The sequence below is a fragment of the Megasphaera sueciensis genome, assembly GCF_050219315.1.
GTDB lineage: Bacteria > Bacillota > Negativicutes > Veillonellales > Megasphaeraceae > Megasphaera_A > Megasphaera_A sueciensis.
This window is the reverse complement of record NZ_CP116939.1, coordinates 1,165,421-1,182,209: the sequence shown is the minus strand read 5'-3', so window position 1 is coordinate 1,182,209 and position 16,789 is coordinate 1,165,421. Positions and strand designations below refer to the sequence as shown.

Here is a 16,789-nt window from a genome sequence, read left to right as displayed (position 1 = left end):
CACGTTTTTTTATAGTATGACATTGTATACCACGATTTTGCCCAGTATTTTAAATTTTTCAAGATTTTCATGGGTGATGACGGTTTCACGGAAGGATAGATTTGTACTGTCGGGGCGTAAGATAATATCGCCTGTTTTTTTGTCCCGATAGAATCGTTTTATGATGTATTTTTTTTCTGTACCATATAGGGCGGCGATAATATCTCCGTTATGGAGTGTATCTATGGTTATCTGTGTGAGCACGGCAATGGCAGCGCCTTTTTTTACAATGTTGTTGATAGAGTCACCGGTGACGTGCATGATGACCAGGTTTTTGTTGCCGGCGTAGGGACCCAGCAACGTATCTGCTATAGACATGTGGGGGAGATGAATCATACTATCTGCGGTTAATACATCACCGATGGGCATACCGATAGGAATTTCATAATACACAGAGGAAGGAGACTTTTTTTGATAGGGTGTACGGTATGCTGCTAGGGGACTTGTCTTGTCTGACAGGGCACTGGCAATGTCTGCCGATATATGCAATACCTTTGCGATTTCACTGATCGCATCGAGGGGGATTTTGGATGTCCGCCCTGTGATGTAGCGTTGCAGTGTGGATTTTGGTATTTTTGTTTCTTTTGACAATTCACCGTAACTGACAGCATCTTCCTTCATTTTTTGTTTTATTAGCGATATGATTTCGTTTGGCAGGTTTTTTTGGTTCATAATAAACCCTCCTTATTAAAATATTATAAACTCTTGGTTTCATAAACGCAACGATGGATTGCGTAAAATATGCCAGTCGTTTCAAAAATGGGATTGACAGACTATATCAAATATTTTATAATATAGTTGTCCCAAAAAATGGAACGAAAAGGAGGGAGAATTCATGAATGTTCCAAAATTGCGAGCTAAAATAGCGGAAAGAGGAATTAAATATTGTGATGTTGCTGTCCAAATGGGAATTACACCACAGGCTCTCAACCGGAAGATGCGGGGAGATACCCGGTTTTTTCTGGATGATGCCATTAAGTTATGCGATATTTTGCATATTACAAATTCTTCGGAACGCAATGAAATTTTTTTAAGCCAATCGTCTCAAAAACGGGACGAAACAAGGATGTAAACTAAAAAATTGAAAGTGAGGTGGGCATAGTTAACCTGCGTAAGAGCTAGGCATCAGAACTTACGTATATACTATGATGACATAGTATGATTCGGTTACCGTGTATTGTATTGATGTGAGGTATCATATGGAAAATAATACTCTTTTTAAAGTGATACGTATTTTAGATGAATACCGGATTGTTATTAATGCCGGAGCGGACAGGCATATAACAGAGCAGTGCTATTTTCAAATTATAGGCGCAAATAATGAGATCATAGATCCGGAAACCAAGCAAAGCATGGGCATGATCCACAGTGTAAAGGAATTGGTACGGCCGATACTGATTGAAGATCAATTTTGTGTCTGCGAACATTTCGATGATCGATTTGTGAAAAACACGGATGTAGTGCAAGAGAATCAACTGCTGTTTACGAATTCGAGAAAATTGAATATTAATAAGGCGCAGATCACAACCTATGCGGTGGATGAACCCATCAATGTGTTAGATAAAGCGGTATTAATCGTGATGAAATCTGCGGCGGAAAATGCGAATCATTCCGGGCGTATTCCGGATAAAAAACATTCCCATTCCCTTTCTTTGTTTTCCGTATTTTTTGGATGACGATGGACATTTCTGCTTTTTAATATTTTTAATACTAGTACTGCACCTATGAAGCGTTTCCTGTGAAAAAAGGCTTTATAGGTGCAGTACTATTCGATTTCACTATAAAAAGCAACGGCTTTGCCCAGTATTTTGAAGGTGTCATCATGGCAGGTGTCAAAATACAGCGGTTTGTAGTTGGGATTTTCTGCCAGGCATTGTATTTTTTCGCCTATGAAGTATACGCGTTTCAAGGTCGTCGTGTCATTGATCAGGACGGCTGCGATTTCCCCGTCATCGACGTGGTCCTGCTTATGGATGAATACGATATCGCCATCGTTGATTCGTGCAGCGGTCATGCTGTCTCCCTGCATGCGGAGCGTAAAGTCGGCATGTATATCCAGCTGATACGGGGCCTGTTCTTCGATACAGGTGCCGGATTCTCCGGCGGGTTCTCGGATAATGGGAATCGTAATCGGCATAGGGACGTTTTCTGCGTATATACGGGTATATGCCTGCAGTTCTTCCATCGAAACATCATCTTTTAAGAGCAGGGCCGGGGGCAGGGTCAAGGCTTCGGCTAAGAGTGCTATTTTATCTCGTCCCATGTTTTTGATGATGCCGTGTTCCCATTTTCGCACGGTGCTTTTTCCGACATCTACATGCCGGGCGACTTCTTCTAAGGTCAGGTTTAATTGTTTACGGCGCCAGGATAGTACATCTTGTATTTTCATTTGGATTTACCTCATCTGTTAATATATTTATTATACTGTGAAAGTTGCTAAGAGGCAACGGTATTCATGCAATATTGGCAACTGTGTCCGCACATGTTGACAGCATCGCGGGGAATACGTATAATTAAAGTGTCGTAAAAGATACGTAGAAAAAGGAGGATATAGGAATTGAATGCGGAGTTATTGCTGGCTAAGATCAGAGAAGAAGGCATATCCATGGGGCGTTTTCTGCAATCTATTCATATGTCGTCTTCTACCTGGAACAAGAAAATCGGTGGCATCTATGAGTTTGATCGGGATGAGATGCAGCGGATTATCGTGCGTCTTAAGTTAAAGGAGATTGATGTGACCGTTATTTTTTTTGGCCGGAATGTATCTTAAAAGACACGTTTTAAATACGGCAGACAGCAGGGGAAAGGGGAGGATATGCGTATCATGTCAAAACGATACGTTTGTAACCGGATGTGCTTGTTTCCGGTTCCAGACAGTTAAAGGAGGCGAGGTTTCGTATATAAGGGATACCGTATCATATTTAAGGAGGAATAGAAATGGAACCGTCTTCAACAAAAACGTCTATGGCAGATGATTTTACTGCCGGGGCGTTGGAAAAGCATTCCGGGCTGAGTCCGGAGGAATGGAAAAAAGCGACCCGCTTCGATAGTACAGACTGGGGCTGGGTCATTATGAGTATCGGCATGGCTATTGGTGCCGGTATTGTATTTTTGCCGGTGCAGGTAGGCTTGATGGGATTATGGGTATTTTTGTTATCTTCGGTCATCGGATATCCGGCAATGTATTTATTCCAGCGGTTATTTATCAATACGCTGGCTGATTCCCCGAAGTGCCAGGATTATCCCAGCGTCATCAAAGGGTATTTGGGGAAGAACTGGGGCATGTTCTTGGGTGCGTTGTACTTTGTTATGCTGATCATCTGGGTGTTTGTGTATTCTACGGCGATCAACAATGACAGTGCCTCTTTCCTGCAGTCTTTTGGCGTGACGGACACGCTGCTGTCGAAAAATCCGCTGTATGGACTGGGAATCATCTGCTTGCTGGTCCTGCTGGCTTCCCGCGGGGAAAAAGTGTTGTTCAAGATCGCAACGGGCATGGTGCTTACTAAGTTGTGTGTCGTAGCTATCCTCGGCTGCCTGATGGTGAGCCACTGGAATCTGGCGAATGTCGGGGCCATCCCGCCGATCGGCCAGCTCATCCATGATACGATCGTCATGCTGCCGTTTACGCTGACTTCTATCTTATTTATTCAAAGCTTGAGTCCCATGGTTATTTCTTACCGGTCCCATGAAAAGTCTATTGCCGTGGCTCGGTATAAAGCGATGCGGGCCATGAATATCGCATTTTGCATCCTGTTCGTCACCGTGTTTTTCTATGCCGTATCGTTCACATTGTCGATGGGACATGACCAGGCAGTCGCGGCGTACCATGCCAATATTTCGGCACTGGCGATGGCGGCCCAGGGCAGCGGACAGCAATATGTTAAGGTATTCAGCTTGATTCTCAATATTTTTGCGGTTATGACGGCGTATTTTGGTGTATATCTCGGATTCCGCGAAGCCTGCCAAGGGCTGGCCATGAATATGCTGTGCCGTGTGATGCCGGAGGAACGTGTTAACAAGACGATCCTGAAATATGGCATTATCTTTTTTACGATCATGGTATCGTGGGGCGCTATCGTGCTGAACGCACCGGTACTGAGTTTTACTTCCATCTGCAGTCCGGTCTTTGGGATGGTAGGGTGTCTGATCCCGGCGTATCTTGTATATCGGGTGCCGCTGCTGCACCGGTATAAAGGTGTGTCACTGTACATCATTATTATTACGGGCATATTGTTGTGTGTATCCCCGTTCTTGGCGTTTATGTCCTAATTTAATTCGTTGGAAAGGCAAGGTGTTACGTTATGCAGGATACGAAAAGTAATACAGATATGAATCCATTATGGAAAGAAATGATCAAAGCCGTACGGCATGAAGTCGTACCGGCTATCGGCTGTACGGAACCGGTATCCTTGGCGCTGGCGGCAGCCATTGCGTCAGAAACCTTGGCATTACCTGTGTATGCCATAGAAGCGCGCGTGTCTGCCAATATGATGAAAAACGGTATGGGTGTCATTGTTCCCGGAACCGGGACCGCGGGACTTTTGATCGCGGCGGCTGTCGGTGCGATCGGCGGAGATCCGGACGGTAAACTGGAGGTCTTGAAGGATATTACGCCGGGGCAAGTTGCCGAAGCGAAGGAAATGGTGGCGGACGGAAAGGTAACGATCAGTGTTGCCGATGTAGACCATGTCCTGTATTCCGAAGTACGTGTTCTGCATGGGACGTCATCGGCACGTGTCTGCATCGCCGATACGCATACGAACGTCATCCGTATAGAAAAAAATGGGAAAGCCATTTTTAAAGCGGCTCCCCAACAATCTAATGACAGGCAAAAAGCCTATTCTCTTACCGGTATACGGGCGCAGGATATTTTCGAATTTGCGGCCCAGGCACCTATCGATTCTATATCCTTTATTGAAGAAGCAGCAAAAATGAATGATGCTTTAGCAGAAACCGGGATGCAGCAGGTGTATGGATTGCAGATCGGCAGAATATTACAAAAACAAATATGTGAAAAACAGTTGGATCAATCCCTCTTGCTGCAAATGGCAGCCTGCACGGCGGCCGCCTCGGATGCACGCATGGGCGGGGCCTCACAGGCGGCCATGACCAACTCCGGTTCCGGCAATCAAGGTATCACGGCTACCGTACCGGTAACCGTGGCTGCCAAATACCTGCGGGCAGATCGGGAAACTACGATACGGGCCCTCATGCTTTCTCACATGATGGCTATCTATATTCATAGTAAATTACCGAAATTATCAGCCCTGTGTGCCGCTTCGACAGCCGCCATGGGTGCTGCTGCAGGAATAGCCTACCTTTATACCAAGGATTTCAAGACGGTCTGTATGGCTATATCCAGTATGATCGGAGATATCCCGGGCATCATCTGCGACGGAGCCGCTCATAGCTGCTCGATGAAAGTCACGACTTCTGTTATGGCTGCCTATAAAGCCGTGCTCATGGCACTCCAGAACATTCGTGTCACCGGGGAGGAAGGTATTGTGTCGGATGATATTGACGACTCTATCGATAACATCGGGACACTGGCCTGTCAAGGAATGGCAGAAACCGACAAGCAAATATTGGCTATCATGATGCAGAAGAAGAAAAAAGAACGACGTTGATGTCTTATTGTGTGGCATAGGAAAGTGTAACAAAAATCCCCCAATACGGATTGTATTGGGAGATTTTTGTATATGATGCAGTGGGGATTTAAAGACACGGGAACGGGAGAAGGGCAGGAGCAAGGGCTAACCTCTCCGTCTTCGGACGAAACCCATGTCCGAATCCACCTGATAGACAAACTAAGCGATTCGCATGCTTTTGTGCGTCACTGCGTTCCTGCAAAAGCAGCTCTCTGCTTATCCCCTGTTAAGGGAGGCTTTCAGAGCTGTTGCATTTGGCCACCGGATAGACGGATTGAGCGATTCGCATATTTTTGTGCGTCACTGCGTTCCTGCAAAAGCAGCTCTTTGCTTATCTCCTGTTAAGGGAGGTTTTTAGAGCTGTTGCATTTGGCCGCCGGATAGACGGATTGACAATAAATAATAAATATTGTATAATGACAATATAAATAATTGTTATCAATTAACACGTATTATTTAATAAGTGGATATATTCATAAACGCTTATCGTTTTTTTTGGTTTGAGAGGTGGTTATCGTATGGATAAGGTTATATCGTTGGATACAGCTATGCAGCATGTAAAGAGTGGCTCGACTGTCATGATCGGTGGATTTTTGGGAGTAGGGGTTCCGCTGCGCTGTATAGAGAAGTTGATTGAAAGAGGTCTCACGGATTTGACGATTATTTCTATTGTGAGTGCCAGTCCGGCCGGTAATTTTGATTTGGCTCCTTTGTTTCAGCATAAAATGGTAAAGAAATTGATTACATCCCATGCCGGAACATGCCCCGAGGCAATTCGGCAGTATAAGGCAGGAGAGATTGATATTGAATATCATCCCATGGGGAGTTTTATAGAGAAGGTCAGAGCGGCAGGGGCCGGGTTAGGCGGCGTTTTGTCTCCTACCGGTTTGGGTACTATTTTGGAAGAGGGGAAGCAGAAGATCGTTGTAGCGGATAAGACGTATTTGCTGGAGACACCTCTTAAGGCAGATGTTGCCCTTATTAAAGGTTTCCGCGCAGATCGGATGGGGAATGTACAGTATCGCGGCGTAGCTGTTAATAGTAATCCCGCAATGGCTACAGCGGCCGCTTATACGATAGCGGAAGTGAACGAAATCGCAGCGATAGGAGAGATCGATCCCAACCAGGTAGGAACTCCGGGGATTTTTGTGGATGCTGTCGTACAGGGAAATAGTATGGAAGAGCAGCATCAGGTTTTGGGTGATTTGTGGTATAAGGCCGGTTTTTTGAAAACGGTTGCACCCGAAAAGGAGGACGTATAATGAGCGATAAAGAACGTATTGCACGGAGGGCAGCATTAGAGTTGCAGGATGGGGAATATGTCAACCTTGGTTTCGGCATGCCGATGAGTGTTGCCAATTTTGTTCCCAAAGGAGTGGAAGTTATTTTGCAGTCGGAAAACGGTTGTTTATTGTTCGGCGGGACACCTACGGGGGACACGTATGATTCGGATATTGCCAATGCCGGCGGACAGCCTATTACTTTGGTAGACGGGTCCTCGGTTTTTGATTCGACGACGGCGTTTGCCATGATCCGCGGCGGCCATATGGATGGTACTTTCCTGGGAGCACTGGAGGTAGACCAAGAGGGAAATATTGCCAACTGGGCATTGCCGGTCGCACCGGAACGATATTCGCCGGGACCGGGCGGCGCCATGGATCTGGTGGCGGGAGCCCGCAAGGTTGTGGCTATGCTGCTGCATACCAATAAACAAGGGGAATCTAAAGTAAAGAAACATTGTACGCTGCCGCTTACCGGAGCCGGCATCGTCGATATCATCATCACGGAACAAGCCGTGTTCAAGGTGCAGCCGGGAGGCTTAGTGTTGACGGAAATAGCAGCCGGAAAGACTGTGGAGGATATACGGAATATCACAGAGGCTGATTTTACCGTGGCTGAAGATGTAGGTGAATATCGCCTTGCCTGATGGTGTGATGGCATGAGTATATAGATAATGCATGGTAAAACCCCAAGGAGTATTGTACTGACCCCCATAAGTTAGACCTAGAAATCTAGCTTATGGGGGTCAGCTTTTTATGGCAAAATATAGTTTTGAATTTAAGATGAAAGTTGTCAACGAGTATTTGCAAGGAAAATTAGGCTATATGCTATTATCAAAGAAGTATCATATTCCTAGCAACAAAGTTCTCAGAGAATGGGTTGCCGTGTATCGTGAAAACGGTTCACAAGCTCTTCAACGGTCACGCCAGAAGAAAACATACTCTTTTCAATTTAAGCAACATGCGGTAGAGTTATATCTAAGTACAGAGTCATCTTACAACGAGTTAGCTCTTTCGCTAGGTATACATACGCCAAGTATGCTAACCTCTTGGGTTCAGCGTTATCGTGCGGTTGGTGTAGATGGCCTCAAACCGCAACGGAAAGGCAGGAGATCGAAGGTGTCAGATAAATCAACTATCCACCCAGCATCACCAGAAGCGCAGACGGAGAGACTTAAACAACTCGAGGAAGAAAATCTCAAATTACGAATTGAGGTAGCATATTTAAAAGAAGTGAGGAGACTGCGTTTAGCGGAAGAGGCGCAGAAAAACAAGCAAGGATCATCCACAGTCTCCGAGGATCATTCAAACTAAAAGATATCCTTGCCGTTGCCAAGCTTCCCAAGGCAACGTATATGTACTGGCAGAAGCGCTTCGATCTGCCTTCTCCAGATGCAGATATAGAAGCAAAGATTATAGCCATCCGTAAAAGTGATAAGGACTTTGGTTATCGTCGTATCTGGGGGAAACTGCATGAAGAGGGCCTTCTCATCAATCGAAAACGTGTACAACGACTGATTCAGAAGCTGGGGCTGCAGGTTACGTCATTTATACACAAAAACCGTAAGTATAATTCCTACAAAGGAACCGTGGGCCGCGTCGCGCCTAACCGTCTGCGCCGACGATTCGACACCTGTATCCCACATCAGAAAATCACCACGGATACGACAGAATTTAAATATTATGAGATCGACACAAAAGGAACCATCATTACACGTAAGGCGTACCTTGATCCATTCCTGGATCTATTCAATCGTGAGATTATCAGCTTCAGCTTTACGAAACGCCCGTCATCACAGGGAATCATGTCTGCCTTGGAACGGGCCATTGAGGTAACCGGCGACTGTCCTTATCGCCGGACCTTTCACTCCGACCAGGGTTGGGCCTATCAAATGGGAGGATATGTTAGTCGCTTAAAAGAAGAACGGATTTATCAGAGCATGTCCCGAAAGGGAACCTGCCTTGACAATAGCGTGATGGAAAATTTCTTTGGACTCTTAAAACAGGAACTATATTATGGCCGTACATATCACAGCTTCGAAGAGTTACAAAAAGCAATTGAGAAATACATCATCTATTATAACAACCGTAGAATCAAATCAAAGCTTGGCTGGTTAAGTCCGGTAAACTATCGGTTACGTCATGTCGCAGCATAATAAAAACCGTAGCAGCAATAAATGCTACTACGGTTAGGTCTAACTTTATGGGGTCACTACATATATACAAATTCCTTGGGGTTTTATCATGCATTTTTCATTACGCTTTCGGTGCGGGCATCTGATGACCGTCGTGCTGGTTATCCGTTTTTTTCGGATGGTGCTGTTGACAGTTTTTGTCCTTGCAGTTTGGATTTTTGCAGTTCATTTGCGGACATTTCATGTCTTTACAGTTTTTGTCCTGACATTGCTGCTGCATTTGCATGGGCATTGGCTGCGGTGGTTCCGCCGCAAAGGATACGGACAAACCCATCATGCATACACTGCCGATTACAAGGGCTGTTATTTTCTTCCATTTTTTTATCATGTAGGCAGCACTCCTTTCTTATAGAATAAAAATATATGTTTATATTTAAATTATAATTTATTTTAAGAAATTATTCAATGAATCATAAAATATTTAAATAATATAAGGCGGTATCTATTTTTGAATGTACTTACTATATAGTAAAATATGAAAATTAATATTATGTATTCATTCTGATGGGTATGATATAATGGTTACAATATTATGTAGGACAATGAGGAAATACATTAAGCATATCATACCAGGTCTAACGCGTATGGTACAAAAGTATATTGTTTTTTTGTAGTAATAACGGGGGCGATGAAGATATGAGATGTACTATGGTTCATTATATTGATGCTGTTATTACGAAAGGAATCCATGATTTACTGCAACAGCATATTCCACATCTTGTCAAGGCGTGTCACACTGCGCAGTACTTTGCCTGTATATGTATTCATGACGATATTGTTTGTCATGTCCAATCTCCGGCAAGTGTTTTTGAACGTGATTCGATGAAGCGGGTATTACAACCTATTTTTCGACAGATGCGCCAGACCGGAAAGGCGGTTGTTATTTATCCGTATCTTGCGTGGCCGCTGCGCATTCCTGATCCGGATTTTGACACGATTCGCCATATCGCTGTATTTCCCGTGCAATATGCGGGAAACTTGGCAGGAAGCATCGGCATTGCGTTTGCTGCGGAAGGGACGGTATTGCATCCCCATGAGATTCAGTTGATTCAAGAGTTGATCGATATGTATGCACAATTTATCTTAGGCTGCAGAAATAGTACGTTTTCCATTCCAGAAACGGGTATATGGATTTATAATACGGAAAACAGTATGCTTACCATGGGGCAGGAGTTGTGCGATATATGTGGGATTACGACTGCCTGCGGGACGACGAGGATTGCCGTTGATGAATATATTGAGAAATTCGTGTATCCTGATGATAGATGGAAAATCAGACAGATACGAAAGCAAATACGGCAAGAGGGTTCCGCTAAACTAAATGAAGTGCAGCATCGTGTTGTCCGTACCGATGGAAGGGTACGGTATATATTGACGCAGGGGATTTCGGTTAAAACCCTTGATGGCCAGCAGGATGTTTGCGGATTTACCCGGGATATTACAACACAGGTGGATACAGAGAAAAAGAAGAGACAGCATGAACGGCGTATTGAACGTATGGCATATTATGATTCTTTAACACAGCTTCCGAATCGTAGATATATGGGGAAATGGCTGAATCAGGAAATGAAATTGGTTCGAAAAGGAATGATGGGGGGGATCGTACTTTTTATTGATATAGATAATTTAAAAATAGTCAATGATACGTATGGGCATGAATACGGGGATCAGTTGATCATAGCGATGAGCAAGCGTATTCGGGATGTATTAGGGCCGGACGCGTTTGTGGCCCATATGAGCGGGGATGAATTTATTGCCGTTTTACATGGTGCGTATACACGTGACCCCATACAGCATATTGTGGGACGATTACATCGTTCTTTGCAGAAAAAGCATGAAATATTAGGGATTTCTTTTCATTTAACTGCCAGTATCGGTATTGCGGAGTATCCGAAAGATGGCAATACGACGGAAGAGATTCTTAAGAATGTAGATAATGCCATGCATGAGGCCAAGAAGAACGGCAAAGGGCAGTACCGATTTTATGTACCGGCAATGCAAGATGCAGCATTTAAGAAAATACAATTGTTGGAAGGGGTATATGATGCCTTTGATAACAACGAATTTTTTTTGGTATATCAGCCGCAGATTGCGGTTGCAGATACCTCGGTGATTGGATTTGAGGCACTGTTGCGATGGAATAGCCCTGTTTACGGGTGTATTTCCCCTTCTCAATTTATACCATTGATCGGTCAGGCCGGGCTTACTCGCAGTATGGGAACGTGGATATTTAAAACTGCATGTCAATTTGCTCGCAGGTTGTTAGATCAAGGGTGGAATGGGTGTGTACATGTTAATATTTCTCCTATGCAGTTAGCGATGGATGATTTTGTGAACATGTTGTTTCAGGTTATACAAGAAACCCGGGTCCCCTTTTGCAATATGGGAATCGAAATTACAGAAGATGCCTGTATGGCCTGTTTTATGTCTATGGAAAAGATTGTTGAGAAAATACGTAAGGTGACAGATGTGGGCATGCAATTGGCAATGGATGATTTTGGTACCGGATATTCTTCTTTGACACTTCTGAATCAGCTGCCCTTTGATACGATAAAAATAGATAAATCGTTTATTGATAAAATAGGAACTACGGTTAGTGATGAGGAATTGGTGTCTTCCATCATTCAAATGATTCATGCCGTACATAAAAAAGTAGTAGCCGAAGGCGTCGAAACAGAGCAGCAGTTAGCCTTTTTGCGAGTGCATCATTGCGACGTGATTCAAGGGTATGTGTATAGTAAACCGTTAACAGAAGAAAAAGCGATGGAATTTTTACTAACAGCACAGCCATCGACTTAAATAGCAAGCGGGAGTCGCTCTATTGTCATTTGCAATCAAGACGTGATGATACCGTGATACGTGAAATGATATATGGATTATAACAAGTATGTGACATTTTTTTCACAGTTTTACAACTCTTTAAGCCAAGGGGTAGATTCTACGTAACATATATTTTATAATTAGCGTATCTAATAGTACTATACTTGTTAAACATATGGATGGGGTGATTAAAAATGAAGAACATAGTGCATGCGCTTATTTTAGGAACTTTTTTATTTTCGTTGAGTGGGATCGGGGTAACGAATACATATGCCATGTCTCAAGATGAATCTCAGTGGCAGCATAGTCATAATCAGCAGAGCGATACCCGACAAAGGCCGAATACTCACGACAGACAGGGATCGCATACTCATGATAGACAGGGGCCGCATGAGTATGACAGACAGGAGTCGCATGAGTACGACAGACAGGGATCGCAGGAGTACGACAGACAAAGGCGGCATACGCACGACAGGCAGTGGCAGTATACCCATAAAAGGCAGTGGCGTGAACACTCGCAGGAATGGAAGGATCATGACCGCGAATGGAGAGAACATGAAGGGGACAGGCATTGGCGGGAAGTTCATGCGCGTGAATGGCATGATTGGTACCAGTGGCATCATGATAATGGAGATGATGGATTCAGCGAATTTTTACTCGGTACGATCGTAGGAGTCGTTTTAGCATCATCATGATAGGTTTCCGTTTACGAGAGTGGTTTGTTGACTGATACCGCAAGGTGTCGGAACGGTTGGTTTTTTGTCGTACAGTAAGGAAAAATAAAAAGAGGGCAGCGCATCCATGGGAAGGTGCTGCCCTCTTTTTATTTTGTCTTTATTTATAGGTAGTTTTTTCTTTTAAAAAGGTATTGTTTTTCAGTTCTGAAAATGCTTTTTTTAGTTCGTCCTGTGTATTCATCACGATGGGACCGCCCCAAGCGACGGGTTCGTGAATGGCCGTGGAGCTCATGTACAGGATTTGTGCCGGGCCTTCCTCGCTGTCGAGGGTGAGAGTGTTGCCGGCAGAGAGTGTGACAGCTGTTTTTTCTGGTATGGTTTCACCGCCAATGCATATATTTCCTACCAGTGTAAAGAGTATTACTGACCGGTTTGCATCGGTGTCGAGCGTAACCGTCGTATGGGGGTTCATATGAATGTCGTAGTAGTCCAGCGGCAGATAGCGGCTTTGATAGCCTTGGTGTTCGTGATACGAACCTGCCAGAAGGCGGAGTTTGCCGCAGGGCAAGGGAATTTCCTGAATGTCGGCCCGCTTGATGCTGTGATACATGGGTGGAGCCATTTTGTCCGCTGCGGGAAGGTTGAGCCATAGCTGCACGCCCAAGAGGTTCTTGACGGCGGGGACTTGTTCTTCGTGAAGAATGCCGGAGCCTGCGGTCATCCATTGTACTTCGCCGTCGGTAATGCTGTCTTCGTTGCCGAGGCTGTCTTTATGGACCATTTTCCCATTGTAGACATAGCTGATGGTTTCGATGCCCCGATGCGGGTGCATGGGGAATCCGGCCGTGTATTCGTCGGGATTTTGACTGTCAAAGGAGTCCAGCATCAAAAACGGATCGAAGGGACCGACGGTACGGTTGTCCAAGACACGTACCAGATGTACACCGGCTCCATCGACGGTACGAGTTCCCTGTATTTTTTGCAGGACATATCTTTCTTTTCTTTCCATAGTATAACGCCTCCTATCGTAGGGTCTGTATTCATGCTATGTGTGGCACTCCAAAACAGACTTCGGAAGTGCTGTGATATATTTTTATTGTACAATGATTTTTTCGGGAAGTCTATTGGGAGGAGAAAGATGCAAGGAAAAGATCTAACTTCGCCGTTTTTGGACGAGAAAAAAAGGATATGAAAGAGGTATTGTAGAATAAATATAGTATTAGGAATTATGCGTGCGGTATTGTAAGACAGGAGGTGCTTGCTGTGAGAAATCGAAAGGGTTGGAATGTATATGTGTGCGGCGTATTGAGCGGGTTTGTTTCTATTGGTTCCATTTGGTTTGTGGGTAAGTTTTTTGGGGCGTCTACTACGTTTGTCCGGTCTACAGGGATGATCGAGCAGATTTTTTCTCCGGATAGGGTAGCGAGTATGCCATATTTCTTAAAGGAGATGCCCGTGATTGATTGGCAATGGATGTTTGTCCTGGGGATCGCCGTGGGAGCGTGTATCGCTGCCGTTTTGTATCAGGATTTCAAAATACAGTGGGTTCCTGACCGCTGGCGTGAACGGTTTGGTCTGTCTGTACAGAAGAGAGCAGCAGTTGCCTTCTTGGGTGGGATTATTGCTATGTTTGGTGTACGACTGGCCGATGGGTGTCCGAGCGGGCATGGACTTAGCGGTGGCTTGCAGTTGGCGGTGAGTGGGTATATTGCATTGGCTTGCTTTTTTATCGGTGGGTTGATTGCGGCTCGATTATTGTATGGAAAAAGGGGGGGATAGCTTATGATGCTGGTATATGGAATCGTTACGGGGATTCTTTTTGGTTTCCTTTTACAGCGCAGTCATGTTATCCGCTATGATGTGCAACTGGGGGCCTTGTTATTGAAGGATATGACGATCATGAAATTTATGTTGTCTCATATTGTGACGGCCATGATCGGTGTGTATGTATTGTATGATTTTCAGATGGTTCAGTTGTCGTTGAAGCCGACGATTTTAGGCGGCGTCGTGATCGGCGGTCTTATTTTTGGTGTCGGCTGGGCGTTGCTGGGGTATTGTCCCGGTACGTCGTTAGGAGCTTTGGGAGAAGGCCGTCTGGATGCGTTGTGGGGGATTGCTGGGATGCTGGTGGGAGCCGGATTATATGCAGAAGCCTATCCGTATTTGTCCAAGACGGTACTGACGTGGGGCAATTATGGAAAGATCACGATCCCCCAGGTGCTGGGTGTATCCCATTGGGTCGTTATTTTCTGCATGACGGTGTTTGTGATACTGTTGTTCCGCTGGTTTGAAAAGAAGGGGTTGTAAGAGAGAGGAACGATGTTTTTTTGTCGCATTTAGCTGACAAGGTGGGATGGGTGGGAAGATTGGCAAGGGCATGCATCGTGTATATACACCGAAATCCTGTAGGGGAATGACATATGTTGAAGTATGGCATAGTAGTTACATTTCCATGTCACACGTCCTCCTTGTATTGAATATTTTTGCAGAAACCCGTAATTTTCTTCAATATGATTACACGCCTGTCACATTGTTTTTACAACTTCTATTGAACATTTTTGCAGAAACCCGCAAATTTCTTTCATGCGATGCCGCTCCTATCCCACCATTTTTTAGGATAGGAGTGGTGGCTATTTAGATGCTGAAATTAGTCAATTAAAAACAGAATATCGTCAGAATTGTAAGGGGTATTGAAGGGAAAACGAGACGTATGTTATACTTAATTTATATGAGGAACAGTGTAAGGTATAAGAGGGCTGGGATAGGCCCTCTTTTGGTATCTGCCTGTTGTGTATTTGATTTTTTGCAGGCATGAGTATGCCGGAAGGAGTGTTGAAGCGGTGGAAATAAAAACAATGATGGCGATCATTATTTTCTTGGTTGCCTATGTGATGATCGTTTCTGAAAAAGTTCATCGTACGATTGTGGGTATTGTGGGGGGGATACTGGTCATCCTTTGCGGGATTTTGACGCAGGAGAAGGCTATCGGGTATATTGATTTCAATACCTTGGGGCTTTTGATCGGGATGATGATCATTGTCAATATTACCACGGAAACAGGGCTTTTTAATTTTCTGGCTATTTGGTCGGCAAAGAAGGTCAAAGCTAAACCGGTAGCCTTGCTGGTAGTATTGTCTACGCTTACCATGCTTTGTTCGGCTTTTTTGGATAATGTTACGACGGTGTTGTTTATCGTGCCCATTACGCTCAGTATTACAACACAGCTTCATATGGAGGCCAAGCCTTTTTTGATTTCCCAGATTATTTCGTCGAATATCGGCGGGGCGGCGACATTGATCGGGGATCCGCCGAATATTATGATCGGCAGTGCTGTCGGCTTGGATTTTATGGATTTTATCGGGAACGTCATGGGGATCAACTTGTTTATTTTTGTTGTCGTGATGGTGCTGTTGGTGGTTGTCTATCGGAAGCAGCTGCACACGACACCGGCGCTGCAGGATCAGATCATGAAGCTGCAGGCGCGCAGGCAGATCAGTCAACCGGGACTGCTGAAAAAATGCCTGTTCGTATTATGTATTACGATTGCCTTTTTTATTTTCCATACGGCGCTTCATTTGGAAACCGCGACGGTCGCACTCACGGGAGCCGGACTGTTATTGCTCATCAGCTGCACGCGCGATGAAGGGACGATTGTCAAGGTGTTGAGCAAGGTGGAATGGACTACGATTTTCTTTTTTGCCGGACTTTTCGTTTTGGTCGGCGGGTTGGTGGAAACCGGCGTTATCCGAGATTTGGCTGTAAAAGCGATGCAGCTTACGCAAGGGAATCTGACGGCTGCGGCGATGCTGGTGCTTTGGATGAGCGCTATTGCATCGGCTTTTGTAGATAATATTCCTTTTGTGGCGACGATGATACCGTTGATCCGGGATATGGGGAATTTGGGAATCACGCAGTTGGATCCGCTGTGGTGGTCGCTGTCCTTGGGCGCGTGTCTCGGCGGGAACGGGACGCTGATCGGGGCCAGTGCCAATGTTGTTGTTGCCTCTATGGCGGCTAAGAGAGGAAAGCAGATTTCCTTTATGGGATATATGAAAATTGCGTTTCCCATAACGATTTTGTCCGTTCTCATTAGCAGCGTATACGTATACTGGCGGTATTTGTAGGAT

General features: G+C 44.9%; 17 protein-coding genes. 13 read left to right on the top strand and 4 right to left on the bottom strand.

The window, feature by feature from the left end; all coding sequences use genetic code 11:
* Nucleotides 1–9: 9 nt before the first annotated feature.
* Nucleotides 10–711: a LexA family transcriptional regulator gene (locus tag NXG62_RS05645; RefSeq protein ID WP_427113978.1), complete on the bottom strand. Its 702-nt coding sequence runs from the start codon at nucleotides 709–711 to the stop codon at nucleotides 10–12.
* A 163-nt stretch (nucleotides 712–874) separates the two neighbouring features.
* Here NXG62_RS05645 and NXG62_RS05640 point away from each other — a divergent pair, with 163 nt between their 5' ends.
* Nucleotides 875–1,111: a helix-turn-helix domain-containing protein gene (locus NXG62_RS05640; protein ID WP_427113977.1), complete on the top strand. Its 237-nt coding sequence runs from the start codon at nucleotides 875–877 to the stop codon at nucleotides 1,109–1,111.
* 127 nt (nucleotides 1,112–1,238) lie between these two features.
* Entirely contained in the window at nucleotides 1,239–1,715 is a 477-nt protein-coding gene (locus NXG62_RS05635) for a hypothetical protein (RefSeq protein ID WP_427113976.1), read from the top strand.
* An 89-nt stretch (nucleotides 1,716–1,804) separates the two neighbouring features.
* Here NXG62_RS05635 and NXG62_RS05630 read toward each other — a convergent pair whose 3' ends face one another.
* Nucleotides 1,805–2,428, bottom strand: coding sequence for a LexA family protein (locus tag NXG62_RS05630; RefSeq protein WP_427113975.1), 624 nt, complete (start codon nucleotides 2,426–2,428; stop codon nucleotides 1,805–1,807).
* 168 nt (nucleotides 2,429–2,596) lie between these two features.
* Between NXG62_RS05630 and NXG62_RS05625 the strand changes: the two genes are divergently transcribed.
* From NXG62_RS05625 to NXG62_RS05600, 6 genes are all read left to right on the top strand, one after another.
* Nucleotides 2,597–2,809: a hypothetical protein gene (locus NXG62_RS05625; RefSeq protein WP_427113974.1), complete on the top strand. Its 213-nt coding sequence runs from the start codon at nucleotides 2,597–2,599 to the stop codon at nucleotides 2,807–2,809.
* Nucleotides 2,810–3,003: 194 nt separating this feature from the next.
* Nucleotides 3,004–4,311: a hypothetical protein gene (locus NXG62_RS05620; RefSeq protein WP_427114246.1), complete on the top strand. Its 1,308-nt coding sequence runs from the start codon at nucleotides 3,004–3,006 to the stop codon at nucleotides 4,309–4,311.
* A 32-nt stretch (nucleotides 4,312–4,343) separates the two neighbouring features.
* Nucleotides 4,344–5,669: a serine dehydratase subunit alpha family protein gene (locus NXG62_RS05615; RefSeq protein ID WP_427113973.1), complete on the top strand. Its 1,326-nt coding sequence runs from the start codon at nucleotides 4,344–4,346 to the stop codon at nucleotides 5,667–5,669.
* Between the two features lie 539 nt (nucleotides 5,670–6,208).
* The gene (locus tag NXG62_RS05610; RefSeq protein ID WP_427113972.1) at nucleotides 6,209–6,952 is read left to right on the top strand and encodes a CoA transferase subunit A; all 744 of its coding nucleotides are present in this window, start codon (nucleotides 6,209–6,211) and stop codon (nucleotides 6,950–6,952) included.
* Nucleotides 6,952–7,617, top strand: coding sequence for a 3-oxoacid CoA-transferase subunit B (locus NXG62_RS05605; RefSeq protein WP_427113971.1), 666 nt, complete (start codon nucleotides 6,952–6,954; stop codon nucleotides 7,615–7,617). Before NXG62_RS05610 ends, NXG62_RS05605 begins: the two co-directional genes overlap by 1 nt.
* A 109-nt stretch (nucleotides 7,618–7,726) precedes the next feature.
* Nucleotides 7,727–9,126 (top strand): IS3 family transposase gene (locus NXG62_RS05600; protein WP_427111916.1). Its coding sequence is split into 2 segments (ribosomal slippage): nucleotides 7,727–8,218 and nucleotides 8,221–9,126, totalling 1,398 coding nucleotides; the frame shifts between segments, so codons are not numbered across the junction.
* Between the two features lie 100 nt (nucleotides 9,127–9,226).
* Here NXG62_RS05600 and NXG62_RS05595 read toward each other — a convergent pair.
* Entirely contained in the window at nucleotides 9,227–9,493 is a 267-nt protein-coding gene (locus NXG62_RS05595) for a hypothetical protein (RefSeq protein WP_427113970.1), read from the bottom strand.
* A 308-nt stretch (nucleotides 9,494–9,801) separates the two neighbouring features.
* Here NXG62_RS05595 and NXG62_RS05590 point away from each other — a divergent pair, with 308 nt between their 5' ends.
* Together NXG62_RS05590 and NXG62_RS05585 are read left to right on the top strand one after the other, a co-directional pair.
* Nucleotides 9,802–11,964 carry a putative bifunctional diguanylate cyclase/phosphodiesterase gene (locus NXG62_RS05590; protein ID WP_427113969.1) on the top strand — a complete coding sequence of 721 codons (2,163 nt, stop codon included), beginning with the start codon at nucleotides 9,802–9,804 and terminating at the stop codon, nucleotides 11,962–11,964.
* Nucleotides 11,965–12,179: 215 nt separating this feature from the next.
* A complete protein-coding gene (locus tag NXG62_RS05585) occupies nucleotides 12,180–12,680 on the top strand; it encodes a hypothetical protein (RefSeq protein ID WP_427113968.1) in 501 nt (166 codons plus the stop codon).
* A 139-nt stretch (nucleotides 12,681–12,819) separates the two neighbouring features.
* On the opposite strand, the gene NXG62_RS05580 is transcribed toward NXG62_RS05585, so the two are convergent.
* Nucleotides 12,820–13,671 (bottom strand): pirin family protein, encoded by an 852-nt coding sequence (locus NXG62_RS05580; protein ID WP_427113967.1) that lies wholly within the window; start codon nucleotides 13,669–13,671, stop codon nucleotides 12,820–12,822.
* A gap of 254 nt (nucleotides 13,672–13,925) precedes the next feature.
* On the opposite strand from NXG62_RS05580, the gene NXG62_RS05575 reads away from it, so the two are divergent.
* From NXG62_RS05575 to NXG62_RS05565, 3 genes are all read left to right on the top strand, one after another.
* A complete protein-coding gene (locus NXG62_RS05575) occupies nucleotides 13,926–14,441 on the top strand; it encodes a YeeE/YedE thiosulfate transporter family protein (RefSeq protein ID WP_427113966.1) in 516 nt (171 codons plus the stop codon).
* A gap of 3 nt (nucleotides 14,442–14,444) precedes the next feature.
* Complete coding sequence (locus NXG62_RS05570; protein ID WP_427113965.1) at nucleotides 14,445–14,969, top strand: YeeE/YedE thiosulfate transporter family protein; 525 nt, start codon at nucleotides 14,445–14,447, stop codon at nucleotides 14,967–14,969.
* A 533-nt stretch (nucleotides 14,970–15,502) separates the two neighbouring features.
* A complete protein-coding gene (locus NXG62_RS05565; protein WP_427113964.1) occupies nucleotides 15,503–16,786 on the top strand; it encodes an SLC13 family permease in 1,284 nt (427 codons plus the stop codon).
* Nucleotides 16,787–16,789 lie beyond the last annotated feature (3 nt).